Origin of the sequence: Micromonospora musae (genome assembly GCF_003626545.1) — a bacterium.
Lineage (GTDB): Bacteria > Actinomycetota > Actinomycetes > Mycobacteriales > Micromonosporaceae > Micromonospora > Micromonospora musae.
In genome coordinates this window covers 258,857-284,681 of sequence record NZ_RAZS01000006.1, presented here as the reverse complement: position 1 = coordinate 284,681, position 25,825 = coordinate 258,857, and the positions used below count along the sequence as shown (strand labels likewise).

The window sequence follows — 25,825 nt, the reverse complement described above, 5'->3', positions numbered from 1 at the left end:
CTAACCTTCTCCCGCGCCTCTGCGATCAAGCTGGATTCGACCTGGAAGTTGCCTGAAAGTCAGTCGCCGTGCCCGTCGGCCTCCGGCACCAGCGGCAGCCGAACCCGGAAGGTGGCCCCACCACCCGGCGTCTCGGCGACCTCCACGTTCCCCCGGTGGGCACTGACCAAGGCCGCCACGATGGCCAGGCCCAGACCGGTGCCGGTGTTGCCATCGGCCCGACGGGTGCGGGCCGCGTCCACCCGGTAGAACCGCTCGAAGACCCGTTCCGCCTGCTCCGGGGTCAACCCGGGGCCGGTGTCGGCCACCTCCACCACGGCCAGGTTTCCGCGCTCGGCCCGCAGCCGCAGCGTCACGGAGGCGTCCGCCGGAGTGTGGCTCAGCGCGTTGGTCATCAGGTTGCCGATGATCTGCCGCAGCCGGGCGTCGTCGCCGAGCACCACCAGCGGGCCCGAGCCGGGCTCGATCTCCAGTTCGATGCGCCGCTCCGGGGCGACCGCCCGGGCGGCCTGGACCGCGTCACCGGCGAGGACCGGCAGCTCCACCGGCGCCAGGGAGATCGGCCGCTCCCGGTCCAGCCGGGCGAGCAGCAGCAGATCCTCCACGAGCAGACCCATCCGGGCCGCCTCGTCCTCGATCCGGCGCAGCAGCCCGGACGTCTGCTCCGGGTCGCGGGCCGCTCCCTGCCGGTACAGCTCGGCGAAGCCGCGAATGGTGGTCAACGGGGTACGCAGCTCGTGCGAGGCGTCCGCGACGAACTGCCGCATCCGCTCCTCCGAGCGCCGCGCCCGGGTCTCGGAGGCCTGCGCTGCCACGGCCGCGTCCCGGGCGGCCGCCTCCGCCGAGCGGGCGGCGCTCTCCGAGGCGGCCCGGGCCGTGAAGGCGGCCTCGATCTGGCTCAGCATCGCGTTCAACGCCCGGGAGAGCCGCCCCAGCTCCGACGTGGGGTACTCCTGCCCCTGCTCCGGATCGGGCACCCGCTGGGTCAGATCACCCCCGGCGATCGCGGCGGCGGTCCGCTCGATCTCGACCAGCGGTTTCAGGCTGGTCCGCACTATCGCCGCGCCGACCGAGGCGAGCAGGATCAGCACCGATCCGCCGACCAGCAGGTCGATCCAGACCAGCTGCCGCACCGCGAGATCGACGTCGGTGAGGTTCTGGCCGATAGCCGCCCACTGCCCGTTGGGCAGCTCTGTGTAGAGGATCCGCCAGCGGATGGGACTGCCCTGCGCCCGGACGGTCAGCGGGTCCCCGGACAGCCGTTGGAATCCGCTGGCGTCGGCGGGCCAGCGTGGCAGGTCGTTCGAATCGAACCGCTGGTTGTCGAACTGGACCCCGATAACCCTCCCGGTGCTTCGGTCCGTCACCACAACCAGATAGTCGGTGGGAACACCAATCCGCGCGGGCTGCTCCGAGATCAGCGCCGTCTCGATATTGCGGACCGAACCCTTGAGCTCGGAGTCGACCTGCCCCACCAGGTAGTTGCGCAGGAAGTAGGTGGTCAGCGAGCTGATCACGAGCAGGGCCAGCGCGACCAGCGTGAGGACCGCGGTGACCAGCTTCAACCGGAGCGGTACGCTGCGCAGCCGTCCCTTCGCCTGGTCGACCGCGTTCACGCCGCCGGCTTGCGTAGCACGTACCCCACGCCGCGGAGCGTGTGGATCAACCGGGGCTGGGTGGTGTCGACCTTGCGCCGCAGGTAGGAGATGTACGACTCGACGATGTTGTCGTCGCCGCGGAAGTCGTAGTTCCAGACGTGGTCGAGGATCTGCGCCTTCGAGAGCACCCGGTTGGCGTTCAACATCAGGTAGCGCAGCAGCTTGAACTCGGTCGGCGAGAGCTGCACCCGCTGGCCGGCGCGGTAGACCTCGTGGGTCTCCTCGTCGAGTTCGAGATCGGCGAAGGTGAGCCGGGAGGGCGGCTGCTCCCCGCTGGTCGTCCGGCGCAGCACCGCCCGGATCCGGGCGGTCAGCTCCTCCAGGCTGAACGGCTTGGTGACGTAGTCGTCCCCGCCCAGGGTCAGCCCGCGGATCTTGTCGTCGGTGGCGTCCCGCGCGGTCAGGAAGACCACGGGCGTACGCGTGCCGGCCTCCCGGAGCATCCGGATCACCTCGAAGCCGTCCAGGTCGGGCAGCATCACGTCGAGCACGACCAGGTCCGGCCGGTGATCCTTGGCGGCGGTCAACGCCGTGCTGCCGCTGGTCGCGGTGGCCACGTCGAAGCCGGCGAAGCGCAGACTCGCGGAGAGCAGTTCGAGGATGTTCGGGTCGTCCTCGACGACGAGCAGTCGCGCCTCGGTCTGGGTAGCGGGCATGTGCCCCATCATCCGCGAACTGACTGCGCCCGCGCTGCATGCTTCCTGCAAAGAACCTGTGAGCGAGCCCTCAACGTCCGGGCGGGTGACTCGCCGTCGCGGGTCGCCGGTCGGGCCCGCTCAGCGGAGCAACCGCCGCAGCCCGTCCAGCGCGCCGTCGAGCAGCCGGATCGCGGTGCGCAGCTGGGAGTCGGTGAACCGGCGGACGCGTACCAGCCGCGCCACCTCCGCGGTGAACTCGGCCAGCCGCTGGTCGAACTCGGCGAGCACGGCGGGGCCGGGCTCCGGCGGACCGGCCGGGGGCGGCGGTGCGCCGGGGGTGAACGAGGGGGACTCCCACCGGGCCCGTCGGCCCTGTCGCGTCTGCCGGGTGGCCTCGCGCAGCTCCCGCTTGAGGTCGCGAACGGAGCCGCGTACCTCGTCGCGGATCTCACCGGCGAGCGCGGAGAGGTCCTCCACCGAGGCGGCGATGTCCGACTCGAGGGCGGCCAGTTCGTCGGCGCGCTGCCGCAGCTCGGCGCGGCCGCTCTCGGTGATCTCGTACGTCTTCCGGCCACCGGCGGCGGTGTGCGTGACCAGCCCCTCCGCCTCCAGCCGCTGGAGGCGGGGGTAGATGGTGCCGGCGCTGGGTGCGTAGAGACCGAGGAAGCGCTCCTCGAGCAGCCGGATCAGCTCGTAGCCGTGCTTCGGGCCGTCGTCGAGGAGCCGGAGCAGGTAGAGCCGCAGCCGCCCGTGACTGAAGACGGCCGTCACGGCAGCTCATCCTCCTCGTCGTCGTCCACCGGACGGGCGAGCAGCGCGATGCTGCCGGACGTGGCGGACGCCCAGAGCTTACCGTCGCCGGCGCCGAGCACTCCCTCGCTGTTCGCCACCGAACCCAGCTTCGACTCCCGCATCACCTGGGGGAAGCCACTGGTGATCCGGCCGGACGTGGTGTGCAGGCGTACGGCGAGGTCGCTGTCCTCGCGGACCCGGACGGTGATGCTGCCGGAGATGGTGTGCAGCCGGATCTCGCTGCTGCGGGGATTGTCGAGATCGCAGGTGATCGCCCCGGAGACCGTCTGCGCCCGGACCTGGGCGGCCGCGCTGTCGGCCAGGATGACCTCGCCGGAGACGGTCTCCAGGTGCAGGTCACCGCCGACGCCGAGCGCCTCGACCGGGCCGGAGACGATCTTCGCCATGGTGTTTCCGCGCAGGCCCATCAGGGTGATCTGCCCGGAGGTCACGTCGGCCCGGGTGTGCCGGCGCAGCCCGGAGACGACCAGCGAGCCGTCCACCAGCCGCAGCTCGGCCCGGACGTCGGCGGGCACCGCGATCGAGACGTCCACCCGGGACCAGTGCCCGAACGGCCCGATCCACCGCAGCACGTCCCGCCAGTGCCAGTGCCGCTCCTGCCGGACGGAGAGTCGCCCCTCGTGCTGCTCCACCAGGATCGGCCGGCGGCCCACCCGGGTGATGTCGACGCGGGCCGGCCCGTCCGTGGCCACCACGTTGAGCCGGCCACTGAAGAGGCGTACGTCCAGCCGGCTGACCGGCTCGTCCAGGCTCAGTCGCTGCGGAGCGTCGACCGTCCAACCGGCCATGGTGTCCTCCCCTTCCGACGACACGCCGACAGCGCGTCCGACGAGAGGAACAGTAACGCGATACATCGCGACAGCACAAGACATCGCGAGTCGCTCACGCCGCCAGGTCGAGCCCCCCGGCGCCGGGCCGGCTCGGGCGCACCGGCAGGCCCGTCGAGGGCAGCGCCAGCGGGACACCGGCCCGACGGACCGGAACGGCGCCGGCCGGCACGAGGTGCACAGCCGACTCGGCGGCCCGGGCGAGCACCCGACGGTCCGCGTCCCGGCTCGGGTGCAGCGCAGCGCCGACCGTCACCGTCACCTCGAGCCCCCGCCCCGCGACCACCCGGCGTACCGAGCGCAGCAGGGTCTCCTCGCCCAGGAAGGCGGTGGCCGTGGTGCTCTCCCCCGTCGCCGCGCAGCGGTAGGCGATCCGCAGCGGGACCACCGGGGCGCCGGCGTCGATCGCCGCCTGGAACATGGCCGGGCGGAAACCACCGTTCGGTCGGCAGTCGACCGCGTCCTCGCCCGCGCACCAGGTCGTACCCTCCGGGAAGACCGCGACCGCGCGACCGGCGCGCAGCGCGTCGGCGACCCGGCGCACGGTGTCGGGGAGCGCGCGGGGCCGCGACCGGTCCACGAAGACGGTGCCCGCCGCGGCGGCCAGCAGGCCGATCAGCGGCCAGGAGCGGACTTCGCGCTTCGCCACCATCCGGGTCGGGGCGACGGCCAGCACGACCAGGATGTCCAGCCAGGACATGTGGTTGGCGGCCACCAACGCCCGCCGCCGGGGCGGCCGGCCGCGCACCACCAGCCGCACACCGAACGCCCGTGCGGTCCCCCGCGCCCAGGCCCGCACCGCCGCCTGCCCGTCCCGGGCCGGGAGCACCGGCAGCACCGCGGCCAGTCCGGCGCCGAGCAGCAGCATCCCGACCCCGGCGAGCAGGCGTGCCACCTGCCGGAGCGCCGGCACGGTCGGCGTCTCCCCCGGAACCGGCAGGCACTTGTCGTCGCAGCCGGAGGTGGGGCGCCACAGGTCGAACGGCACCGCGGTCACTGCCCCACCCCGCCCAGGAAGTGCCGCAGGTAGCGCGGATTCATCCGGTCCATGGAGAGGAGCACGTAGAAGTCGGCGACGGCGAAGTCCGGGTCGTACGACGGCTCACCGCAGATCCACGCGCCGAGTCGCAGATAGCCGCGCAGCAGCGGCGGCACCAGACTCGCACCGTCCAGCGCACCGGCCGGAGCGGGCGGCACGGCCGGCGCCTCGGCGAACCACGGGCGCCGCGGACGCACCCGCAGCGGCGGCGGCGCGAGGTGCCGGGCCTGCGCCCGCTCCCACACCTCCGCCACGGCCCGGCCGCCGTCGGCCACCGGTACCGAGGCGCAGCCACCCAGCCAGCGGGATCCGCGCAGGTGCAGGTAACGGGCGATGCCGGCCCACATCAGGTTGATCACGGCGCCGCTGCGGTGATCCGGGTGCACACAGGAGCGGCCCGCCTCGACCAGCTCGTCCCGCAACGGGGCGAGCGCGCTCACGTCGAACTCGTCCTCGGCGTACCGGCGGTCGGTCCGGCCGGGCGGCAGCAGCCGGTACGTGCCGACCACGTCACCGGTGCTGTCCTGTCGCACGATCAGGTGGTCGCAGTACCTGTCGAACGGGTCCACGTCCAGCCCGACGGCGTCCGGGCGGAGGGTGGCGCCGAGTTCGGTGGCGAACACCTCGTGACGCAGGCGTTGCGCGGCCGCGACCTGGCTCGGGTCGTCGGCGATCAGCAGGGTGTAACCGCTGGTCGTGAGGGATGTCCCAGCGGTCGGTAGGGGTGTCCCGGCGGCGTGCAGAACGGACATGGGATCTGTGTAAGGGGCGCGGGTTGCCACTCCAGGGGGCGAGGAGTGTCGATCCGGTGAACGACGGCGGGCCACCGGTGTGCATCGTGCGTGCCGGCCGTGCGAGGCTGCCGGACGGATCCGGCCGCGGCGCCGGGTCACGCGCCCCACGGAGGTCGGCCGATGCGCATCGAATCCCGCTACAACGGGCCCCCCGGATCGGGCAACGGCGGCTGGAGCGCCGGTGTCTTCGCCGCCGAGGCCGGGCCCGGACCGGTCGAGGTGACCCTGCGCCGGCCGCCACCGCTGGAGACGCCGCTGACCCTGGTCGACGGCGAGGTCCGCGATCCGGCCGGAGAGGTGGTCGCCGAGGTGCGCCCCGGCGCGCCCGTCGACGCGGTGGTGCCGCCGGTTGATCGGGCCACCGCCGTCGACGCGGCCGCCCGGTACCCCGGACTGGTGGACCACCCCTTCCCCGGCTGCTACGTCTGCGGGCCGGAGCGGACCGACGGGCTGCGGATCTTCCCCGGCCGGTTGCCGGACGGCCGGACCGCCGCGCCGTTCCGCGCGCCGGAGCAGGTCGGCGGGGCCACGGTCTGGGCGGCCCTGGACTGCCCCGGCGGCTGGTCGGTGATCGCCCCCGGCCGCCCGTACGTCCTGGGACGGATGGCCGCCCGGCTGATCGCGCTGCCCGAGCCGGGTGACGAGTGCGTGGTGACCGGCGTGACCGTCTCGGTCGAGGGGCGCAAGGCACGGGTGCACAGCAGCCTGTACGGGCCGGACGGCGCCCTGCTCGCCAGCGCCCGGGCCACCTGGATCGCCCTGCCGTCCGGGGCGGACCGGGCCTGACCCGAGCGGCGGCTGTCGGCCCGGCAGTAGTCCTCGCGGATGACCGGACTCCTGCGTGAGGCGGAGGCGAGGGTACGGACCGCGCCTGATTGACCTCGCCGCGCGCTCCGGTCACGCTGTGCAGCGGCGTATCTCGACGCCACCGCACGGGAGGAGAACGATGTCTGACGGGCAGCCAAGCCCCACCAGTGGTCAGATCGTGGTGTCCGGCCTGACGAAGCAGTACCGCAACGTTCGGGCGGTCAACAACCTGTCCTTCACGGTCGAGTCGGGTCGGGTGACCGGCTTCCTCGGCCCGAACGGCGCGGGTAAGACCACCACGCTGCGCATGCTGCTGAACCTGGTCACCCCGACCAGCGGCACGGCGACCATCGGTGGCCGGCGGTACGCCGACCTCCCCGAGCCGCTGCGGCACGTGGGCGCCGTGCTGGAGGCCTCGAGCGCGCACAAGGGACGGACCGGGCTCAACCACCTGCGGGTGCTCTGCGCGGCGGCGGGGCTGCCGAGGCAGCGCGCCGACGAGGCGCTCGCCCTGGTCGGGTTGACCCCGGCCGCGAAGCGGAAGTTCAAGGGCTACTCGCTCGGCATGAAGCAGCGGTTGGGGATCGCCGCCGCGATGCTCGGTGACCCGAAGGTGCTGATCCTCGACGAGCCGGCCAACGGGCTGGACCCGGAGGGCATCCGCTGGATGCGTGGGTTCCTCAAGGGCCTGGCCCAGGAGGGGCGCACCATCCTGGTCTCCAGCCACCTGCTGTCGGAGATGCAGCTGCTCGCCGACGACGTGGTGATCATCGCGGCGGGCCAGCTGGTCCGCCAGGGCCCGGTCGACCAGGTGATCGGGTCGATGACGCAGGGCGTACGGGTGCGCGTCCGCACCCCGCAGGCCGAGGCGCTCGCCGCGGCGTTGAAGGACCAGAACGCCACTGTCGACGCCGACGGGCAGGGCGCCCTGCTGGTCGCCGGGGTCGACGCGGCGACGGTCGGCCGGACCGCCCTGACGGCCGGTGTCGAGCTGCACGAACTCACCACGGAACGGCCCGACCTGGAAGGGGTCTTCCTGGAGTTGACGGCCGGAAAGGCGGGCATCCGATGAACCTGGTCCGAGCCGAACTCCTCAAGATCCGCACCACCAGCACCTGGTGGTGGCTGGCCGTCGGCGCCTTCGTCTCGATCGTCCTGGCGTTCGCGTTCAACGCGTACCTGGCGACCGTCGTGCTCGGCGGCGAGGCCGGGAACGTCGGCATGAGCGCCGAGCAGTCGACGCCGGCCGCGCAGGCGGCGAACATCTACACCTCGGGCCAGTACCTCGGGCTGATGTTCGTGATGCTCATCGGCATCCTGATGGTCACCAACGAGTTCTTCCACCAGACCGCGACCACGACGTTCCTGGCGACCCCGCGGCGGACGTCGGTGATCGTCGGCAAGCTCGTCGCGGCCAGCCTGCTGGGCTTCGCCTTCTGGTTGGCGACCACGGTGATCGACCTGGTGGCCGGGGGCATCTTCCTGACGCTGAACGATTACGGCACGCAGCTCGGCGAGTGGCCGGTCCAGCGGGCCCTGCTGTTCAACCTGCTCGCGTACGCGATCTGGACCATCCTCGGCGTGGGCATCGGCACGCTGATCACCAACCAGCTCGGTGCCGTCATCACCGCCGCCGTGCTCTACCTGGTCGGCACCCAGGTGGTCGGTCTGCTCTTCCTCCTGCTGTCGAACCTGCTGGACACGCAGGCGGTCCTCAAGTGGCAGGTGATCTGGCCCGCCGTCGCGTCCCAGGTGATGATCACCGAGGGGCAGTCGGAGTTCGTCCCCGCCTGGTGGGTCGGCGCTCTGGTGCTGTTCGGCTACGCGCTCGCGAGCGGCGTCGCCGGCATCCTGATCACGCGCCGGCGCGACATCTCCTGACCCGCGTCGGGCGGCTGCCCGGAACGAGCCCGGATCCGGTGGCGAACGGCCACCGGATCCGCCGCTCCCCGGACCCACGCCGGTCCGCCGTCACCTGGGCCGGGAGCCATAGCAGGAGTCAATGGGACACGCAGCGCTTCGTGAACTTCTGGCATCTTCTGTGAAACGGACCACGCGACGGAGGCGGAAATGCCGTGGGGATCTGTACGGCGTAGCCTTGGAGCGTCCCGGCAGCCCGTGATACAGGGGGCCACCGGGCGTCGCGTGACACACAAACCCGCGTGAAAGAGGCGATTACCGGCCGTGTCGACCCAGCAGACTTCGCAGGAGAACCCACTGGCGGGTTTCGGCCCGAACGAGTGGATCGTCGAAGAGATGTACCAGCGGTATCTCGCCGATCCCAAGAGTGTCGACTCGGCCTGGCACGACTTCTTCGCCGACTACCGTCCCGGCCCGGGCGCGGGCACACCACGCCCGGACGCGAAGCCGGCGCCCGCGACCCAGCAGCCCGAGCCCGCCGAGCAGCAGGAGCCGGTCGCCGCGGTCGCCCAGCCCGCTGAGGCCAAGCCGGCCCCGGCCGCGCCCGCCAAGGCCGCCCCGGCCAAGCCCGCCGCCCCCGCCGCGAAGCCGGCGGCCAAGCCGGCCGCGTCCGCGCCGACCGCCACCGGCCCGCAGAACACGCCGCTGCGCGGGGTCGCCGCGAAGATCGTCCAGAACATGGACGCCTCGCTCAGCGTGCCGACCGCGACGAGTGTGCGCGCCGTCCCGGCCAAGCTGCTGGTCGACAACCGCATCGTGATCAACAACCACCTCGCCCGCGGTCGCGGTGGCAAGGTCAGCTTCACCCACCTCATCGGCTACGCGCTGGTCCGGGCGATGGCCCAGCACCCGGAGATGAACAACTCCTACGCCGTCGTCGACGGCAAGCCGACGCTGGTCCGCCCCGAGCACGTCAACCTGGGCATCGCCATCGACATGACCCGGCCCGACGGCAGCCGCAACCTGGTGGTCCCCTCCATCAAGGGCTGCGAGCAGATGGACTTCCGGCAGTTCTGGCAGGCGTACGAGGACGTGGTCCGGCGAGCCCGCCGCAACGAGCTGACCATGGAGGACTACGGCGGCACCACGATCTCGCTGACCAACCCGGGCGGCATCGGCACGGTCCACTCGATGCCGCGGCTCATGCAGGGGCAGAGCGCGATCATCGGCGTCGGCGCCATGGAGTACCCGGCGCCCTACCAGGGCATGTCCGAGGCCACCCTCGCCGAGATGGCGGTCAGCAAGGTGATCACGCTGACCAGCACGTACGACCACCGGGTCATCCAGGGCGCCCAGTCCGGCGAGTTCCTCAAGGCGATGCACGAGCTGGTCCTCGGCGAGCACGGCTTCTACGACGAGATCTTCACCTCGCTGCGGATCCCGTACGAGCCGGTGCGCTGGATGCGCGACGTCGCGGTCGACAGCGAGGGCCAGATCAACAAGACGGCCCGGGTGCACGAGCTGATCCACGCCTACCGCGTGCGCGGCCACCTGATGGCCGACACCGACCCGCTCGAGTTCAAGATCCGCAAGCACCCCGACCTGGACGTGCTCCAGCACGGGCTGACCCTGTGGGACCTGGACCGCACCTTCCCGGTCAACGGCTTCGCCGGCAAGCAGCGGATGAAGCTGCGCGAGATCCTGGGCGTGCTGCGCGACTCGTACTGCCGGCGGGTCGGCATCGAGTACATGCACATCCAGGACCCGGAGGAGCGGCGCTGGCTCCAGGAGCGGGTGGAGCGCAAGTACGAGAAGCCCGCCTCCGACGAGCAGAAGCACGTGCTGAACCGGCTCAACGCCGCCGAGGCGTTCGAGACGTTCCTGCAGACCAAGTACGTCGGCCAGAAGCGTTTCTCGCTGGAGGGCGGGGAGTCGCTGATCCCGCTGCTGGGCGAGGTGCTGGAGGCCTCCGCCGAGGGCGGCCTCGACGAGGTGGTCATCGGCATGGCGCACCGGGGCCGGCTCAACGTGCTGGCCAACATCGTCGGCAAGCCGTACGAGAAGATCTTCTCGGAGTTCGAGGGGCACCTCGACCCGCGCTCGACGCAGGGCTCCGGCGACGTGAAGTACCACCTCGGCCAGAACGGCAAGTTCACCACCCCCGACGGGGCGAACTCGGTCAAGGTCTCGGTGGTGGCGAACCCGTCGCACCTGGAGGCCGTCGACCCGGTGCTGGAGGGCATCGTCCGGGCCAAGCAGGACCGGATCGACCTGAAGCTGGAGGGCTACACCGTGCTGCCGCTGGCGGTGCACGGTGACGCGGCCTTCGCCGGTCAGGGCGTGGTGGCCGAGACCCTGAACCTGTCCCAGCTGCGCGGCTACCGCACCGGCGGCACCGTGCACGTCGTGGTCAACAACCAGGTCGGCTTCACGACCGCCCCCGAGTACAGCCGGTCCAGCCTCTACAGCACCGACGTGGCCCGGATGATCCAGGCGCCGATCTTCCACGTCAACGGCGACGACCCCGAGGCCGTGGTCCGGGTCGCCCGGCTGGCCTTCGAGTACCGGCAGACGTTCAACAAGGACGTCGTGATCGACATGGTCTGCTACCGCCGGCGTGGCCACAACGAGGGCGACGACCCCTCGATGACCAACCCGCAGATGTACAAGATCATCGACTCGAAGCGCTCCGTTCGGAAGCTCTACACCGAGGAGCTGATCGGTCGCGGCGACATCACCGTGGAGGACGCGGAGGAGCTGCTGCGCGACTACCAGGCGCAGCTCGAGCGGGTCTTCAAGGCCACCCGGGACGCCGCCACCAAGCCGCGGCAGCTCAGCCGGCCCCGCCGCGAGGAGGAGCCGGAGCCGCAGGTGGACACCGCCGTCGACGCGTCGCTCGTCCGGGCCGTCGGCGACGCGCACGTCAACCTGCCGGAGGGCTTCACCCCGCACAAGCGGATCCAGCAGCTACTCGACCGGCGGGCGAAGATGTCCGTCGAGGGCCACATCGACTGGGGCTACGGCGAGATCATCGCGTTCGGAACGCTGCTGCACGACGGGGTGACCGTGCGGCTGGCCGGGCAGGACTCCCGCCGCGGCACCTTCGTGCAGCGGCACGCCTCGATCGTGGACGCGCGCACCGGCGAGGACTACCTCCCCCTGAAGTCGCTGACCGGCGAGGGCGAGCGCTCCCGGCTCTTCGTGCACGACTCGCTGCTCAGCGAGTACGCGGCGATGGGCTTCGAGTACGGCTACTCGGTGGAGAACATCAACGCGCTGGTCTGCTGGGAAGCCCAGTTCGGTGACTTCGTCAACGGCGCCCAGTCGGTGATCGACGAGTTCATCTCCTCGGGCGAGGTCAAGTGGGGCCAGCGCTCGGCGCTGACCCTGCTGCTGCCGCACGGGCACGAGGGCCAGGGCCCGGACCACACCTCCGGCCGCCCCGAGCGCTTCCTGCAGCTCTGCGCCGAGGACAACATGCGCGTCGCCATCCCAACCACCCCGGCGAACTACTTCCACCTGCTGCGCCGCCAGGCGCTGTCGCCGAAGCGCAAGCCGCTGGTGGTGTTCACGCCGAAGTCGCTGCTGCGGCACAAGCTCTGCGTCTCCGGCGTCGAGGAGTTCACCACCGGCGCCTTCCAGCCGGTGCTGGCCGACTCCGCCGCCCCGGCGCCGGAGTCGGTGAAGCGGGTGCTGCTCTGCTCGGGCAAGGTCTACTACGACCTCTTCCAGGCCCGGCAGGAGCGCGGCGTCACCGACACCGCGATCCTCCGGATCGAGCAGCTCTACCCGATGCCGGTGGAGGAGATCCGGGCCGCGCTCGCGCAGTACCCGAACGCCGAGGACTTCGCCTGGGTGCAGGAGGAGCCGGCCAACCAGGGCGCCTGGTCGTTCGTCGCGCTGAACCTGCTCGAGCACCTCGCGGACGTGCGGCTGCGCCGGATCTCCCGGCCCGCGGCCGCCGCCCCCTCGGTCGGCTCGGCCAAGATGCACGACGTCGAGCAGAACGCCCTGATCGAGGCGGCTCTCCCCCGCCCGTGACCTGATCGAACGAACCGTCGCCAGCCGGGGCAGGACCGTCGTGGACGGCCCTGCCCCGGCTGCGTCGGTGGAACCCGCCCGGCGGTTGCCGGGCCAGAAGAAGGACGTACGACATGTACTTCACCGACCGAGGCATCGAGGAGCTCGTCGAGCGCCGGGGCGACGAGCAGATCAGCGTCGAGTGGCTCGCCGAACGCCTGCGCGACTTCGTCGATCTGAACCCGGAGTTCGAGACGCCCGTCGAACGTTTCGCCACCTGGCTGGCCCGCCTCGACGACGAGGACGAGGACTGACCCCCGTCGCCCCCGACGAACGGACCCCCGCGTGTTGCCGTCCCGCCCCCTGCTCGCCCGGCAATCGGCCGTGACGGTCGGCGCCGCCCTCACCCTCCTCCTCACCGGCTGCGGCAGCGGGCCCACACCGCCGCCGGCGGCCCCCACCGGTCCCCCGATCTCCGTGCCGCCCCCACCGCCGGTCTTCTACGTCGACCCCGACAACCCGGCCGCCCAGGAGGCGGCGCGCCTCGACACGCAGGGCCGGGCCGACGACGCCGCGCTGCTGCGCCGGATCGCCACCCGGCCGACGGCGAAGTGGCTGACCGGCGACGAGGACTCGGTGCGCGACGAGGTGGACGAGTTCCTCGCGGAGGCGAACCTGGCCGGCCAGACGCCGGTGCTCGTCGCGCACAACGTGCCGGATCGCAACTGCGGTCGGGAGGGCAGTGGGGGTGCTTCGAGCGCCGCGGAGTACCACCGCTGGATCCGCGAGTTCGCGGCCGGCGTCGACGGCCGGCCGGTCATCGTGATCCTCGAACCCGGCGCGGTCCCGGACGCCGTCGACGGCTGCCCGCGGGACGTCAGCGGGCGGCTCGCCCTGCTACGCGACGCCGTGGACGTCCTGGAGAGCACCGACAGCGCGCGGGTCTACCTCGACGCCGGCCACCCCGCGTGGATCCGTGACGTCGGCGCCCTCGCGGCGGCGCTGCGCAAGGCCGGCGCCGCGGAGGCGGACGGGTTCGCGCTCAACGTGGCGAACTTCGTGAGCACCGACGAGAACGTCCGCTACGGACACCAGATCTCCGACAAGCTCGGCGGCAAGACCCGGTTCGTCATCGACACGAGTCGCAACGGCAACGGCCCGTATCCCGCGGCTACCGTCGGCCGCGCGCCCAGTTGGTGCAATCCGCCCGGCCGGGCGCTCGGCGCGGAGCCGACTGCCGCCCCCGGGGCGGACCGGGTGGACGCGCTGCTCTGGGTCAAGTACCCCGGCGAGTCGGACAGCGACTGCCGCCCCGGCGAACCGGAGAGCGGCGAGTGGTGGCCCGAGTACGCCCTGGGGCTGGCCCGCGGCGCACGCTGACCGGCGTTCGAGCGGCGGGCGTCTCGAGCGCCGAGGCGTTCGGCCGAGCGGGTGTTCGCGCGCCAGGACGTCAGCGCGCCAGGGGCGTCAGCGGCTTCCGCCGGAGAGCCCCGGTTCCAGCCCGGTACGGCGCAGCTTCTGCCAGCCCAGCCGACCTCCGGTCAGCGCGGTGACGACCGACTGGACCATCACGAGGTACATCAGCTGCCGGTAGACGAACTGCTGCAACGGAAGGACCCAGAGCACGCCGAGCTTCTCCCGATCCAGGCGGAACGCCACCGCCGCCGTCAACGTCTGCACGCCCAGCATGATCAGCCAGGCGACCGCCGTCTCGGTCCGGTCGAGGAAGAAGAGGCCGTAGAGGGCCAGCAGGTCGATGACCGGCGCCATCAGCGGCAGCAGCACCCCGAAGAGGCTCAGGAACAGCAGGCAGCGCCGGGTGTACCGGCCGGAGGCACCGCTGTCGAAGAGCGAGCGGCGGTGCTTCCACATCGCCTGCATGGTGCCGTAGCTCCACCGGTAACGCTGCTTCCAGAGCTGGCCCATGGTCGCGGGCGCCTCGGTCCACGCGCGGGCGCTCTCCTCGTACACCACCTTCCAGCCGGCGCGTCCCATCGCCATGGTGATGTCGGTGTCCTCGGCCAGCGTGTCGTCGCTCATCCCACCGGCGTAGCGCAACGCCTGCCGCCGGAAGGCGCCGATGGCGCCGGGCACGGTGGACATGCAGCGCAACGTCTCGTAGAGGCGGCGGTCGAGGTTGAACCCGATGACGTACTCGATGTGCTGCCACTTGGCGATAAGGCTCTTACGGTTGCCCACCTTGACGTTGCCGGCGACGGCGCCCACCTGCCGGTCGGCGAAGGGCTGCACCAGCCGGCGCACCGAGTCGCGTTCCAGGACCGTGTCGCCGTCGACCATCACGATCAGCTCGTGCCGGGCCAACGCGACCCCGGTGTTCAAGGCGCTGGACTTGCCGCCGTTCGGCTTGCGGACCACCCGGACGTTCGGCAGCCTCAGACCGTCGACGATGTCGGCGGTCCCGTCGGTCGAACCGTCGTCGACGACGATGACCTCGATGCCGCCCGGGTGATCACCGTCGGCGAGGGAGCGGACCGCCGCCTCGATCCCCTCCTTCTCGTTGTAGGCGGGGACGATCACCGACACCGGATCGGTCACCGGCTCCCCCCAGGCCCACTCCGGCGAGCGGCGACGGCGGGCGTGCCGGGCCGCGAGCACGAAGAGCAGGGCGGTACGCCCGATGGTGAGCGCACCGACCACGACGAAGAGGATCCCGAAGAGGCCCAGCATGCCGTCGGCGCCCTGCACCGCCCAGACGAGGAACTTGCCGCGCCACCGGTCCGACTCGGAGGCCACCGGGTTCCCCACCACCCGCTGGTCGACCCCGGCCGCCGCCAGCGCCAGGTTCACCCCCTCCGACACCGTGGTGAACCGGTAGCCCCGCTCCTTCATCAGCGGGATGAAGCGGTCCAGCGCGGCCACCGTCTGCGCCCGGTCGCCGCCGGCGTCGTGCCAGAGGGTGATCGCACCGGAGTAACCGGGCGGGATGGCGTTCTGGATCACCTTCTCCGTGCCGGGCCGCTCCCAGTCCAGACTGTCGGTGTCGTTGAGCACCGTGAGGTAGCCGAGCTGACCGGCCTCGTTCACCAGCGGCCAGTCCTGGTCGTCGATGGCGTTCGCGAAGGACGAGTACGGGAAGCGGATCAGTGAGGTCTCGACGCCGGCCGCGCTCGCCATCGCCAGCTGGGTCTGGGCGTACTCCAGCCGGCGTCGCCAGCCGGGCAGGTTGGCCAGGTCCGGGTGGGTGAAGGTGTGCACCCCCAGCTCGTGTCCCGAGCCGGACATCTCGCGGACCAGCTCGGGGTGCCGGGCCACCTGTGAACCCATCACGAAGAAGGTGGCCTTGACGTCGTACTTCGCCAGCACCCTCAGGATCTCGGGGGTCCACGTCGGGTCGGGGCCGTCGTCGAAGGTGAGCGCGATGGTCCGGGCCGGGAAGCGGTAGGAGCGGACCTTCCCGTCGGCGGCGCCGATGACGGGCCCGCCGTCCACCACCTCGGCGGGGACCCGGCTCTGGTCGTGGTCGGTGTGCTCACGGTCGGGCACGAAGGCGGCGTTCGAGTACGCCGCCACGAAGAGCACACCGGCCAGGACGACGAGCAGCATGCCGAGCACGGCCCAGCTCGGCGACGGCACCACCCGGCGCACCCGGCGGGCGGCGGTGGGGGGTGTGACGGAGGAGAGCTGGTCAGCCATGCGGCTCGGTCACCGACGCCCTGCCGGAGGCGGGCGGCTGCCGGTCGCCGGCCGACGACGGTTCGTCGGCGAGCCCGGCGGGGGCTGACGCGTCGCTGGCGCTGACCCCCGGCGCCGGCTTGGAACCGGTCGGGGTGGGGTCCGGGATGGTGGCCGGTATCGGTGGCGGTTGCCACGGCTGCTTCGTCGACTCGACGAAGGGGAGGATGGAGCCGGGGCTCACCGACGCCCCGGCGAAGCTCGCCCCGACGAGCCCCGTGTAGGCCAACCCCAGCAGCCCGAGGGCGTACGCGACCAGCCGCAGCCGGGACCTTCGCCGTCCGGTCGGGTCGACGAAGACGGGCGGGAGCCGCGGGATCACGGCCATCAGCATGGTCGGGGTGTCGACGCGCCTGGCGGCGGGCGTGATGATGACCGTCGTGTCGTCGGACTCCGACCGCGCTGCGGCGGCTGTCCGGGGCCGGCGCGACACGGCGGGCTTGATGATGATGGTCGTGTCGTCGGAGGCCGACGGCGCGGCGGCCGGAGTCGGCACCGCGGGCGGCACCACGGCCGGAGTCGGCACCGCGGGCGGCACCACGGCCGGAGTCGGCACCGCGGGCGGCGCAGCAGGCGTGATCACGACCGTCGAATCCTCGGAGGGCAGCGACAGCACGTTGGGGGTCCGGGTCGCGGACGGCGCGGCGGGCGTGACCACGACGGTCAGCTCACCGGAGTCCGACGGCACTGCGGCCGGAGTCCGCAGCGGCGCGGGCGCGGCGGGCTTGATGATGATGGTCGTGTCGTCGGAGACGGACGGCGCCACGGCCGGAGTCCGCAGCACGGCCGGCGTGATCACGACGGTCAGCTCGTCGGAGACGGACGGCCCCACCACCGTCGAGCTCTCGGCCGCGGTCTCGATCGGATTCTCTAGCACGGCCGGGACGACGGTCGGGCGGTCGGTCACAGGTGGCGATTCTAGCGAGGGGTCTTCACGTCCGTGCGGCGCACTACCACCGATGCCGATCCCACCGGGCTCGCGCCGCGAGCAACCGGTTGACCAGGCATTCCTAGACCCGTCCGGCGGTGCCCGGCACCGGGCTCGGCCCGACGGGGCACAGCACGATCTTGTAGCGTGAGATCGTGGCGCGGAGTGTGTACCTGACCAGCGTGGGGTCCGGCGGTGGGAAATCGACCATCGCGCTCGGGCTGGCCGAGCTGCTCTCCCGCCAGGTCGGCCGGATCGGCGTGTTCCGACCGCTGATCGCCGGCACCGGCCCGGATCCGATCCTGGCGCTGCTCAGCGAGCGCTACCGGGTCGACCTGCCGTTGGCGGACCTGGCCGGAGCGACGTACGCCGAGGCCACCACCCTGGTCGCCGACGGCCGCCGCGAGGAGCTGATCTCCCTCATCGTCGAGCGGTACCGGGCGATCGAGCGGCAGTGCTCCGCGATGGTCGTGGTGGGGAGTGACTTCGACGACACCGGGGATCCCGCCCGCCCCCGCGAACTGGCGTTCAACGCCCGGCTGGCCACCGAGTTCGGCAGCGTCGTGGTGCCCGTCGTGGACGGTTTCGGCCAGGAGGCCGCAGCCATCGCGGCGACCACCCGCGGCGCCTACCACGACCTCGCGGACCTGGGCGCCACCGTGCTCGCCGTGATCGCCAATCGGGTGCCCGAGCCGATGGCGCTGCCCGAGCTGCCGGTTCCCGCGTACGCCATCCCCGAGGTGCCGAGCGTCTCGGCGCCGACGGTGGCCGAGGTGGCGGCGGCGCTCGACGCCACCGTGCTCGCCGGCGACGAGGCGGCGCTCAGCCGGGACGTGCTCGACTTCGTGGTGGGCGCGGCGCACGTGCCGACCCTCCTCGACCACCTGACCACCGGGGCCCTGATGATCACCCCGGGTGACCGCGCCGACCTGCTCGTCGCGGCGAGCGCCGCGCACGTGGCCGGGCAGGTCTCCCTGGCCGGGCTGGTGCTCACCCTCGGCGAGCGGCCGGACCCGCGGGCGATGCGGCTGGTCGAACAGTTGAACACCGGCCTCGCCGTGCTCTCCGTGGGCACCGACAGCTACGACACGGTGGCCGCGTCGAGCCGGATCGAGGGGCGGCCGAGCGCCGCCAACCCGCGCAAGGTCGAGGCGGCGCTCGGCGCGTTCGAGGCGAACGTGGACACCGCCGACCTGGCCGGCCGGCTCCGGGTCAGCCGGTCCGAACGGGTCACACCGCTGATGTTCGAGAACGAGCTGATCGACCGGGCCCGCACCCAGCGCCGCCACCTGGTGCTGCCCGAGGGGAGCGAGGAGCGCATCCTGCGCGCGGCGGAGATCCTGCTGCGCCGGGGCGTCGCCGAGCTGACCCTGCTGGGCCGCCCGGACGAGATCGCCCGGCGGGCCCGGGAGCTCGGTGTCGACGTGGGCGACGCGCATCTGGTCGACCCGACCGCGAGCCGGTGGCGGGACGAGTTCGCCACCGAGTACGCGCGGCTGCGCGCCCACCGCGGCGTGTCGGCCGAGCTGGCGTACGACATCGTGGCCCAACCCAACTACTTCGGCACCCTCATGGTGCGGGCCGGCCGCGCCGACGGCATGGTCTCCGGGGCGACGCACACCACCGCCGCCACCATCCGCCCCGCCTTCGAGGTGATCCGGACCGTGCCGGGCGTCTCGGTCGCTTCGAGCGTCTTCTTCATGCTGCTCGCCGACCGGGTGCTCGTCTACGGTGACTGCGCGGTGAACCGTGACCCGGACGCCACCCAGCTCGCCGACATCGCGATCTCCTCGGCGGAGACCGCGGCCCGGTTCGGCATCGAGCCCCGGGTGGCGATGCTGTCGTACTCGACCGGCAGCTCCGGGGCGGGCGCGGACGTGGAGAAGGTCGCCGCGGCCACCGCGCTGGTCCGCGAACGCCGGCCGGACCTGCTGGTGGAGGGCCCCATCCAGTACGACGCGGCCATCGATCCGGCGGTCGCCGCCACGAAGCTGCCGGGCAGCCCGGTCGCCGGACGGGCGACGGTCTTCATCTTCCCGGACCTGAACACCGGCAACAACACGTACAAGGCGGTGCAGCGCTCCGCCGGGGCGGTGGCGGTCGGGCCGGTCATGCAGGGTCTGCGCCGCCCCGTGAACGACCTCTCCCGAGGGGCCACCGTGCCGGACATCGTCAACACGGTGGCCATCACCGCGATCCAGGCCGCGGTGCCGGCCGAGGAGGCCGAATGAGCCGGGTGCTGGTGCTCAACTGCGGGTCGTCGTCGGTCAAGTACCGGCTCTACGACGGCGACGAGGTGCGGGACAACGGCACGGTCGAACGGATCGGTGAGCCGGGCGGCGGGCCCGCCGACCACGAGACCGCCGTCCGCCAGGTCATCTCCGGCCTGGACCTGACCGGGCTGACCGCCGTGGGCCACCGGGTGGTGCACGGCGGCACGCGCTTCGGTGAACCGGTGCGGATCGACGAGGAGGTGCTCGCCGCGATCCGTGACCTGGTGCCGCTGGCGCCGCTGCACAACCCGCCCAACCTGGCCGGCATCGAGGTGGCCCGGGAGGCGCTGCCGGACGTGCCGCAGGTCGCGGTCTTCGACACCGCGTTCCACCGCACGCTGCCCGAGGCGGCCGCGACGTACGCGATCGACCGGGACACGGCGATGCGCTACGGCGTACGCCGGTACGGCTTCCACGGCACCTCGCACGCGTACGTCTCCCGGCGCACCGCCGAGCTGCTCGGCCGCCGGTACGACGAACTGAACACCATCACCCTGCACCTGGGTAACGGGGCGAGCGCCTGCGCGATCGCCGGTGGCCGGAGCGTGGCGACCTCGATGGGTATGTCGCCGCTGGAGGGCCTGGTCATGGGGACCCGCAGCGGCGACCTGGACCCGACGATCATCTTCCACCTGCGACGCGAGGGCGGGCTCTCCGTCGACGAGATCGACGACCTGCTCAACCACCGCAGCGGTCTGCAGGGGCTGGCCGGCGCCAACGACATGCGGGAGGTGCTGGCCCGCAGGGCGGACGGTGACCCGGCGGCGTCCCTCGCCTTCGACGTCTACTGCCGCCGTATCACGAGCTACGTGGGGGCGTACTACGCGCTGCTCGGCCGGGTCGACGCGATCACCTTCACCGCCGGCGTCGGTGAGCACGCCGCCCCGGTGCGGGAGGCGGCCCTGACCGGCCTGGAGCGCCTCGGCATCACCGTCGACCCGGCACTCAACGCGGGGAAGGGCGACCGGGTCATCTCGCCCGACGGGGCCGAGGTCACGGTCTGCGTGGTCGCCACCGACGAGGAGCGCGAGATCGCCCGCGCCGCCCGCCGGATCGCGGGAACGGCCTGACCGCTCAGCCGGCCGCGAGCCAGACGGCCACCGCGACCAGCACCACGACGACTGCGGCCGCGCCGATGATCAACGGCAGCCGGCTGGCGGTCGCCACCGGCGCCTCCGGCTCGGGGGTGTGGACGAAGGCACGGAAGGCCTCGGTGTTGCCGCTCGGGTCGCTGTGGGTCTCAGGCATGCGAGTGACCCTAGCGAAACCGGTCCAGGCCGGTCGTGCCGCATCGCCGACGCGGGCGTGGACCGGGCGGTGGAGCGCGACCCGGCCACCGGGTGCGACGGCCCGACCCGGACGGCGGGGCGTGCGGCCCGGCTCGGGCCCCTACCGTGGAACCATGGGGACGAGGCGGCTGCTGGCCGCGCTGGTGGCGGTGCTGCTCGCCGGCTGCGCGCCGGCCGGCGCCGTCGGCGGGGAGCCGGACCCGACGCGCCGGGCGCCCGAGGGAACGTACGCCGTCGGCGTGCGTACGTTCACTCTCGATCCGGGCTCGGCGCGTCCCCTGCCGGTGACCGTCTGGTACCCGGTTCGGGACGGGGCGGTGGCCGCCGGGCGGTTCCCGGTAGTGATCTACAGCCACGGCCTGGACAGCCTGCCCGAGCTGCACGCGGGGCTGACCCGCCGTTGGGCCGGGGCGGGCTTCGTGGTGGCCGCGCCCGCCTTCCCGCACACGCGGCGCGGCGCGGCCCGGTTCACCAGGGCGGACGTACGCCACCAGCCGGCCGACTGCTGGCGGCTGATCCGGCACCTGGTCCGGTTGGACTCGCACCGGGGCGACCCGCTCGCCGGGCACCTCGATGTGGCCCGATTCGCGGCGGCCGGCCACTCGGCGGGCGGTTACACCACCGCGGGGATGTTCTCCGCGGGCCACTCGTCCCGGCTGCGCGCCGGCGTGATCGTCGCGGGGGGCGGGATGGCGGGCGGTCTCGCGGGGCAGCCCGCCCCGCTGCTCTTCGTACACGGCACCGCCGATCCGATCGTGCCGCTGGCGGTGGGGCGCGCGGCGTACCACCGAGCCCCCGGCCCGGCCGGCTTCGTCAGCGTGCTCGGGCAGGGCCACGGCGAGTACCTGATCCCGGGGAAGCCGGCCTTCGAGCAGGTCTTCGCCACCATCACGGATTTTCTGCGCTGGACCCTCTACGGCGACCGGGCCGCCCGTGACCGCCTTCCCGCCGACGCGAACTCGCCGCCGCTGACCCGCTACGAGTCCCGCCGACCCTTCTGACCTCATCGGCGGTCCGGTCCGGTTGTACGGTCTGCGGGTGGACGGGCTCACGGAGCGGCAGTTGGCGAGCGTCGACGACGTCGTCGAGGCGGCCGCGGCGGCCGGCATCGAGGTGTGGCTGCGCGGAGGTTGGGCGATGGACTTCCACCTCGGTCAGGTGACCCGCCCGCACGTCGACGTCGACTGGTACTGCTGGCGTGCGGACGCGGAGCGCCTGGCCGCGACGTTGACCGGCCGGGGTTGGCGCCCGGACCCCCGGATGCCGGTCGAGGTTCAGCTGGACCTGTTCCGGGGCGACGTCGAGGTGAGCTTCGCCTACCTGTCCCGCGACGACACCGGCCGGGTCACCGTGGGCGGTGGCCCGTGGACGGGCACCCCGCTGCCCGCCGGGATGCTGGACGGTCCGCGCGGAGAGATCGGGTCGCACACCGCGCCGATCATCTCGGTGGCGGCGCAGATCGAGTTCAAGGAGATGTTCCCGGTCTGGATGCCGGAGCGCCCGCGCCGGCCGAAGGACGCCGATGACGTGGCCCGGCTGCGCGCGTCCCTCATCACCTCGGCAGCGACCGGCGAGGATCCCGCGCAGCTCCGTTCCCCGGTGCCGCGCGCTGCCTGGACGGACGAGGGTTCCGAACGAGCTTGATGACTCTGGGGCATTTTCATACCTCGGAGTCATCAGGCTCAACGCCATCTGTCGCGCCCGCGACCAGCGCCGAGCGGAACGAGCCTGCGGCGCAGGTCCGCGTCGGAGGGGCCCCGGTCAGAGCGGTGTCGAGTGCGCGGCCGACCACGGTCCGTCGGATACCGGACCGGCAGCCTCGGGATCCGGGCACAATCGGATTCATGTCCCGTCGCTGGAGGGCCACCCTGCTCACCGCCGGCCTCCTCGCGGCCGGCCTGACGGGCTGTTCCGCGAAGGCGCCCACCGCCGAGCGGCCAGCCGCCCCGGCGGACCGGTCGACGAGCACCACGCCGACACCGCGGGTGCCCGCGGGCAACGCGCCCACGGAGAGCTTCGCGGTCGGCGTACGACAGTTGCAGCTGAAGCGCGACGACCGTTCCCTGCCGGTGACCGTCTGGTACCCGGCGGCCGGGACGGCCGGCGGCGATCCGGAGCGCTCCGTCGCGGCGGCGGACGGGGATTTCCCGGTGGTGATGTTCAGTCACGGGCTGGGCGGCCGGCCGGACGACTACGGGGCGCTGCTCACCCGCTGGGCGGCGGCGGGTTTCGTGGTGGCCGCGCCGACCTTTCCGCACACCTCCCGGGGCGCCGACGGGAACGTGCTCGACGTGCTCAACCAGCCGGCCGACGTGTCGTACGCGCTGACCCGGGTGCTCGCGCTCGACGGCGCGGCGGGTGACCCGCTGCGCGGCCGGCTCGCCGCCGACCGGGTGGCGGCGGCCGGGCACTCGGCGGGCGGGGTGACCACCGTCGGCCTCTTCACGGCCGGCCGCGACGAGCGGTTGGACGCGGGCGTGGTCTTCGCCGGCACGTCGCTCGGCGTGGGCACGGCGTTCGCCGGCGCGACCGCCCCGCAGCTCTTCGTGCACGGCGAGCTGGACGAGGTGATCGAGTACGCGGCGGGGAAGGCCGTCTACGACGCGGTGCCCTGGCCGAAGGCGATGCTCAGCCTCAGCGAGGGTGACCACGGGCGGGCGCTGCTCTCCGACGGCGCCGCGCTGCGCGTGGTCGCCGACACCACCGTCGAGTTCCTCCGCTGGTCCCTCTACGGCGACGCGGCGGCCAAGGGCCGGATCGCGTCCGATGCCACCCGCGGTGGCCTGGCCACCTTCGACAACCACCTCTGACCGCGCACCTCGGCGGGGTCAGGCGGTGTGGTCGACGACCACCTTGCCGAAGACCTCGCCGGTCTGCAGGCGGGCGAAGGCCTCCTCGACCTTGCTGAACGGCACCACGCTGTCGACCACCGGGCGGACCTGCCGGTCCGCGCAGAACGTCAGCAGCTCGTACAGCTCGCCGGGGGTACCCATCGAGGTGCCGAGGATCTCCAGCTGCATGGCGAAGACCCGGCGCAGGTTCACCTTCGGCTCGTGCCCGGCGGTGGCGCCGGAGACCACGATCCGGGCGCCGGGCGCGGCGGACTTCAGCGAGTGGTCGAAGGTGGCCGCGCCGACCGTCTCGATCACCACGCCCACCCGCTCCGGCAGCCGGGCACCCGGCTCGACGCCGGTCGCGCCCAGCTCGGTGATCCGCTCCCGCTTGCCGGCGTCGCGGCTGGTCGCGTACACCCGCTTGCCCATGGCCACGGCGAGCGCGACGGCCGCCGTCGCCACCCCACCGCCCGCGCCCTGCACCAGCACGGAGTCGGCCTCGTCCACCCGGCCCTTGGTGGTCAGCATCCGCCACGCGGTCAGCCAGGCCGTCGGCAGGCAGGCCGCGTCGGCCGACGCCAGCCCCGCGGGCAGGGGCACCAGGTTCGCCCGCGGTACGGCCACCCGCTCGGCGAGCGTGCCCGGGAAGTGCTCGGAGAGGATGGAGAGCCCGCGCGGGTCGCCCGGGGTGGGGACGACCGGGTAGACGACCACCTCGTTGCCCTCCGGGTCCACCCCCGCCGCGTCGCAGCCGAGGATCATCGGCAGCTGCGCCTCGGTGAGACCGACACCGCGTAGCGACCAGAGGTCGTGGTGGTTGAGCGAGCTGGCCCGCACCTCGACGGTCACCCAGTCGTCGGCCGGGTGGGTCGGCTCCGGCCGCTCCCCCACGCTGAGCGCGGCGAGCGGGTTGGCGTCATCGAAGCGGGAGGCGAAGGCGGCACGCATGGTCGGCACGGTAACAAGCTGAGCGCCCGTTAAGAAGGCCCCTTCCTGTGCCGAACGCGACAGGAAAGGGCCTTCTCCAGCTTCACGGGCGGGCCGGGGTCAGGCGCGGGCGACACCGTCCCGGCGGGCCGCCTCGGCGACCGCTTCCGCCACCGCGGGGGCGACCCGCGGGTCGAGCGGCGACGGCACGATCGCCTCGGCGGTGAGCGACTCGGCGACCACGCCGGCGATGGCGTCGGCGGCGGCCACCTTCATCCCGTCGGTGATGCGGGTCGCCCGGGCGTCGAGCGCGCCCCGGAACACCCCGGGGAAGGCGAGCACGTTGTTGATCTGGTTGGGGTAGTCGCTGCGCCCGGTGGCGACCACGGCGACGTGCCGGGCCGCCACCTCCGGGTGCACCTCGGGGGTGGGGTTGGCGAGGGCGAAGACGATGCCGTCCGCCGCCATACCGGCCACCGCCGCCTCCGGGATCTGCCCGCCGGAGACGCCGATCAGCACGTCGGCTCCGCGCAGCGCCTCGGTGATGTCGCCGGTACGGGCGTCGGCGTTGGTCGTCGCGGCCAGCTCTGCCTTCGTACCGGTCAGGTCGGTGCGGTGCCGGCCGATGATCCCCTTGGAGTCGCAGACCACCACCTGGTCGGGGTCGACCCCGCCGGCGATCAGCATCTTCGTCACGGCCACCCCGGCGGCGCCGGCGCCGCTGACCGTCACCCGCAGGTCGCCGAGCTTGCGGCTGAGCAGCGTCGCCGCGTTGCGCAGCGCGGCCAGCACCACGATGGCGGTGCCGTGCTGGTCGTCGTGGAAGACCGGGATGTCCAGCGCCTCGTCGAGCCGGCGTTCCACCTCGAAGCAGCGCGGTGCGCTGATGTCCTCCAGGTTGATCCCGCCGAACGACGGCGCGAGCGCCCGCACGATCGCCACGATCTCGTCCACGTCCTGGGTGTCCAGGCAGACGGGCACCGCGTCGACGCCACCGAACTGCTTGAACAGCACCGCCTTGCCCTCCATCACGGGCAGCGCCGCGCGGGGACCGATGTTGCCGAGCCCGAGCACCGCCGAGCCGTCGGTGACCACCGCGACGGTGTGCGAGGCCCAGGTGTAGTCGGCGGCCAGGGCCGGGTCGGCGGCGATCGCCTCGCAGACCCGGGCGACTCCCGGGGTGTACGCGAGGGAGAGGTCTTCCCGGCTGGTGAGCGGCACCGTCGAGGCGACGGCCATCTTGCCGCCCCGGTGCAGCTGGAAGACGGGATCGGCGGGGTCCACGCGGGACGAAGGCATCGGTGACTCCAGAACTCTGTCGAGCAGACGGGGCGGCTCGCTCGCGGCGCGAGGTGGGCGGCGAGCGGTGGCACGCGGTGCAGGGGGTCACCCGGGCACTTTCCGAGCATAGTGTCGGCGGTGACC

The 25,825-nt window shown here is 72.7% G+C and carries 22 protein-coding genes; 11 read left to right on the top strand and 11 right to left on the bottom strand.

All coding sequences use genetic code 11. From position 1 onward, the window contains the following. Nucleotides 1-59: 59 nt before the first annotated feature. The 6 genes from D7147_RS18695 to D7147_RS18670 form a co-directional block, all read right to left on the bottom strand. Entirely contained in the window at nucleotides 60-1,616 is a 1,557-nt protein-coding gene (locus tag D7147_RS18695; protein ID WP_120679377.1) for a sensor histidine kinase, read from the bottom strand. Beyond that, complete coding sequence (locus D7147_RS18690; protein WP_120679375.1) at nucleotides 1,613-2,314, bottom strand: response regulator transcription factor; 702 nt, start codon at nucleotides 2,312-2,314, stop codon at nucleotides 1,613-1,615. The genes D7147_RS18695 and D7147_RS18690 overlap by 4 nt, the downstream gene beginning before the upstream one ends. A gap of 120 nt (nucleotides 2,315-2,434) precedes the next feature. Then, nucleotides 2,435-3,067, bottom strand: coding sequence for a PadR family transcriptional regulator (locus D7147_RS18685; RefSeq protein WP_120679373.1), 633 nt, complete (start codon nucleotides 3,065-3,067; stop codon nucleotides 2,435-2,437). After that, entirely contained in the window at nucleotides 3,064-3,897 is an 834-nt protein-coding gene (locus tag D7147_RS18680) for a DUF4097 family beta strand repeat-containing protein (protein WP_120679371.1), read from the bottom strand. The genes D7147_RS18685 and D7147_RS18680 overlap by 4 nt, the downstream gene beginning before the upstream one ends. A 94-nt stretch (nucleotides 3,898-3,991) precedes the next feature. Beyond that, nucleotides 3,992-4,933, bottom strand: coding sequence for a lysophospholipid acyltransferase family protein (locus tag D7147_RS18675; protein ID WP_120679369.1), 942 nt, complete (start codon nucleotides 4,931-4,933; stop codon nucleotides 3,992-3,994). Further along, a complete protein-coding gene (locus D7147_RS18670; protein WP_120679367.1) occupies nucleotides 4,930-5,727 on the bottom strand; it encodes a GNAT family N-acetyltransferase in 798 nt (265 codons plus the stop codon). The genes D7147_RS18675 and D7147_RS18670 overlap by 4 nt, the downstream gene beginning before the upstream one ends. 162 nt (nucleotides 5,728-5,889) lie before the next feature. Between D7147_RS18670 and D7147_RS18665 the strand changes: the two genes are divergently transcribed. From D7147_RS18665 to D7147_RS18640, 6 genes are all read left to right on the top strand, one after another. Further along, a complete protein-coding gene (locus D7147_RS18665) occupies nucleotides 5,890-6,555 on the top strand; it encodes a hotdog family protein (RefSeq protein ID WP_120679365.1) in 666 nt (221 codons plus the stop codon). A 160-nt stretch (nucleotides 6,556-6,715) separates the two neighbouring features. Next, nucleotides 6,716-7,648 carry an ABC transporter ATP-binding protein gene (locus D7147_RS18660; protein WP_120679363.1) on the top strand — a complete coding sequence of 311 codons (933 nt, stop codon included), beginning with the start codon at nucleotides 6,716-6,718 and terminating at the stop codon, nucleotides 7,646-7,648. Further along, nucleotides 7,645-8,457 carry an ABC transporter permease gene (locus tag D7147_RS18655; protein ID WP_120679361.1) on the top strand — a complete coding sequence of 271 codons (813 nt, stop codon included), beginning with the start codon at nucleotides 7,645-7,647 and terminating at the stop codon, nucleotides 8,455-8,457. The genes D7147_RS18660 and D7147_RS18655 overlap by 4 nt, the downstream gene beginning before the upstream one ends. A 303-nt stretch (nucleotides 8,458-8,760) precedes the next feature. Next, on the top strand, nucleotides 8,761-12,477 hold the full coding sequence (locus tag D7147_RS18650; protein ID WP_120679359.1) for a multifunctional oxoglutarate decarboxylase/oxoglutarate dehydrogenase thiamine pyrophosphate-binding subunit/dihydrolipoyllysine-residue succinyltransferase subunit: 3,717 nt from the start codon (nucleotides 8,761-8,763) through the stop codon (nucleotides 12,475-12,477). Nucleotides 12,478-12,590: 113 nt separating this feature from the next. Next, entirely contained in the window at nucleotides 12,591-12,770 is a 180-nt protein-coding gene (locus D7147_RS18645) for a DUF6104 family protein (RefSeq protein ID WP_076472068.1), read from the top strand. Nucleotides 12,771-12,801: 31 nt separating this feature from the next. After that, complete coding sequence (locus tag D7147_RS18640; protein WP_233563216.1) at nucleotides 12,802-13,836, top strand: glycoside hydrolase family 6 protein; 1,035 nt, start codon at nucleotides 12,802-12,804, stop codon at nucleotides 13,834-13,836. A gap of 87 nt (nucleotides 13,837-13,923) precedes the next feature. Here D7147_RS18640 and D7147_RS18635 read toward each other — a convergent pair whose 3' ends face one another. Both D7147_RS18635 and D7147_RS18630 read right to left on the bottom strand, forming a co-directional pair. Continuing rightward, complete coding sequence (locus D7147_RS18635) at nucleotides 13,924-16,110, bottom strand: bifunctional polysaccharide deacetylase/glycosyltransferase family 2 protein (protein ID WP_120679357.1); 2,187 nt, start codon at nucleotides 16,108-16,110, stop codon at nucleotides 13,924-13,926. After that, entirely contained in the window at nucleotides 16,103-17,056 is a 954-nt protein-coding gene (locus tag D7147_RS18630) for a hypothetical protein (protein ID WP_120679355.1), read from the bottom strand. The genes D7147_RS18635 and D7147_RS18630 overlap by 8 nt, the downstream gene beginning before the upstream one ends. A gap of 176 nt (nucleotides 17,057-17,232) precedes the next feature. On the opposite strand from D7147_RS18630, the gene pta reads away from it, so the two are divergent. Together pta and D7147_RS18620 are read left to right on the top strand one after the other, a co-directional pair. Next, the gene (gene pta / locus D7147_RS18625) at nucleotides 17,233-19,308 is read left to right on the top strand and encodes a phosphate acetyltransferase (RefSeq protein ID WP_120679354.1); all 2,076 of its coding nucleotides are present in this window, start codon (nucleotides 17,233-17,235) and stop codon (nucleotides 19,306-19,308) included. Beyond that, complete coding sequence (locus D7147_RS18620) at nucleotides 19,305-20,420, top strand: acetate/propionate family kinase (protein WP_120679352.1); 1,116 nt, start codon at nucleotides 19,305-19,307, stop codon at nucleotides 20,418-20,420. The genes pta and D7147_RS18620 overlap by 4 nt, the downstream gene beginning before the upstream one ends. A gap of 4 nt (nucleotides 20,421-20,424) precedes the next feature. On the opposite strand, the gene D7147_RS32700 is transcribed toward D7147_RS18620, so the two are convergent. Continuing rightward, nucleotides 20,425-20,598, bottom strand: a complete 174-nt coding sequence (locus tag D7147_RS32700) for a hypothetical protein (RefSeq protein WP_199734202.1) — start codon at nucleotides 20,596-20,598, stop codon at nucleotides 20,425-20,427. A 154-nt stretch (nucleotides 20,599-20,752) separates the two neighbouring features. Between D7147_RS32700 and D7147_RS18615 the strand changes: the two genes are divergently transcribed. The 3 genes from D7147_RS18615 to D7147_RS18605 all read left to right on the top strand — a co-directional run bounded on the left by D7147_RS18615 (nucleotide 20,753) and on the right by D7147_RS18605 (nucleotide 23,449). Continuing rightward, complete coding sequence (locus D7147_RS18615) at nucleotides 20,753-21,640, top strand: alpha/beta hydrolase family protein (protein WP_120679350.1); 888 nt, start codon at nucleotides 20,753-20,755, stop codon at nucleotides 21,638-21,640. 37 nt (nucleotides 21,641-21,677) lie between these two features. Continuing rightward, entirely contained in the window at nucleotides 21,678-22,283 is a 606-nt protein-coding gene (locus D7147_RS18610) for a nucleotidyltransferase domain-containing protein (protein WP_120679870.1), read from the top strand. A gap of 200 nt (nucleotides 22,284-22,483) precedes the next feature. Beyond that, nucleotides 22,484-23,449, top strand: a complete 966-nt coding sequence (locus tag D7147_RS18605; protein WP_120679348.1) for an alpha/beta hydrolase family protein — start codon at nucleotides 22,484-22,486, stop codon at nucleotides 23,447-23,449. 18 nt (nucleotides 23,450-23,467) lie between these two features. Here the strand turns inward: D7147_RS18605 and D7147_RS18600 are convergent, their stop codons facing one another. Both D7147_RS18600 and D7147_RS18595 read right to left on the bottom strand, forming a co-directional pair. Continuing rightward, nucleotides 23,468-24,430, bottom strand: a complete 963-nt coding sequence (locus D7147_RS18600) for a zinc-binding dehydrogenase (RefSeq protein WP_120679346.1) — start codon at nucleotides 24,428-24,430, stop codon at nucleotides 23,468-23,470. A gap of 90 nt (nucleotides 24,431-24,520) precedes the next feature. Further along, entirely contained in the window at nucleotides 24,521-25,699 is a 1,179-nt protein-coding gene (locus D7147_RS18595; protein ID WP_120679344.1) for an NAD(P)-dependent malic enzyme, read from the bottom strand. Nucleotides 25,700-25,825 lie beyond the last annotated feature (126 nt).

Bases quoted from the DNA above. Each gene is read 5' to 3' on its own strand.
- D7147_RS18670 (WP_120679367.1), bottom strand. From the start codon at position 5,727: ATGTCCGTTCTGCACGCCGCCGGGACACCCCTACCGACCGCTGGGACA.
- D7147_RS18690 (WP_120679375.1), bottom strand. From the start codon at position 2,314: ATGCCCGCTACCCAGACCGAGGCGCGACTGCTCGTCGTCGAGGACGAC.
- D7147_RS18615 (WP_120679350.1), top strand. From the start codon at position 20,753: ATGGGGACGAGGCGGCTGCTGGCCGCGCTGGTGGCGGTGCTGCTCGCC.
- D7147_RS18645 (WP_076472068.1), top strand. From the start codon at position 12,591: ATGTACTTCACCGACCGAGGCATCGAGGAGCTCGTCGAGCGCCGGGGC.
- D7147_RS18605 (WP_120679348.1), top strand. From the start codon at position 22,484: ATGTCCCGTCGCTGGAGGGCCACCCTGCTCACCGCCGGCCTCCTCGCG.
- D7147_RS18620 (WP_120679352.1), top strand. From the start codon at position 19,305: ATGAGCCGGGTGCTGGTGCTCAACTGCGGGTCGTCGTCGGTCAAGTAC.
- D7147_RS32700 (WP_199734202.1), bottom strand. From the start codon at position 20,598: ATGCCTGAGACCCACAGCGACCCGAGCGGCAACACCGAGGCCTTCCGT.
- D7147_RS18660 (WP_120679363.1), top strand. From the start codon at position 6,716: ATGTCTGACGGGCAGCCAAGCCCCACCAGTGGTCAGATCGTGGTGTCC.
- D7147_RS18635 (WP_120679357.1), bottom strand. From the start codon at position 16,110: ATGGCTGACCAGCTCTCCTCCGTCACACCCCCCACCGCCGCCCGCCGG.
- D7147_RS18680 (WP_120679371.1), bottom strand. From the start codon at position 3,897: ATGGCCGGTTGGACGGTCGACGCTCCGCAGCGACTGAGCCTGGACGAG.
- D7147_RS18655 (WP_120679361.1), top strand. From the start codon at position 7,645: ATGAACCTGGTCCGAGCCGAACTCCTCAAGATCCGCACCACCAGCACC.
- D7147_RS18595 (WP_120679344.1), bottom strand. From the start codon at position 25,699: ATGCCTTCGTCCCGCGTGGACCCCGCCGATCCCGTCTTCCAGCTGCAC.
- D7147_RS18665 (WP_120679365.1), top strand. From the start codon at position 5,890: ATGCGCATCGAATCCCGCTACAACGGGCCCCCCGGATCGGGCAACGGC.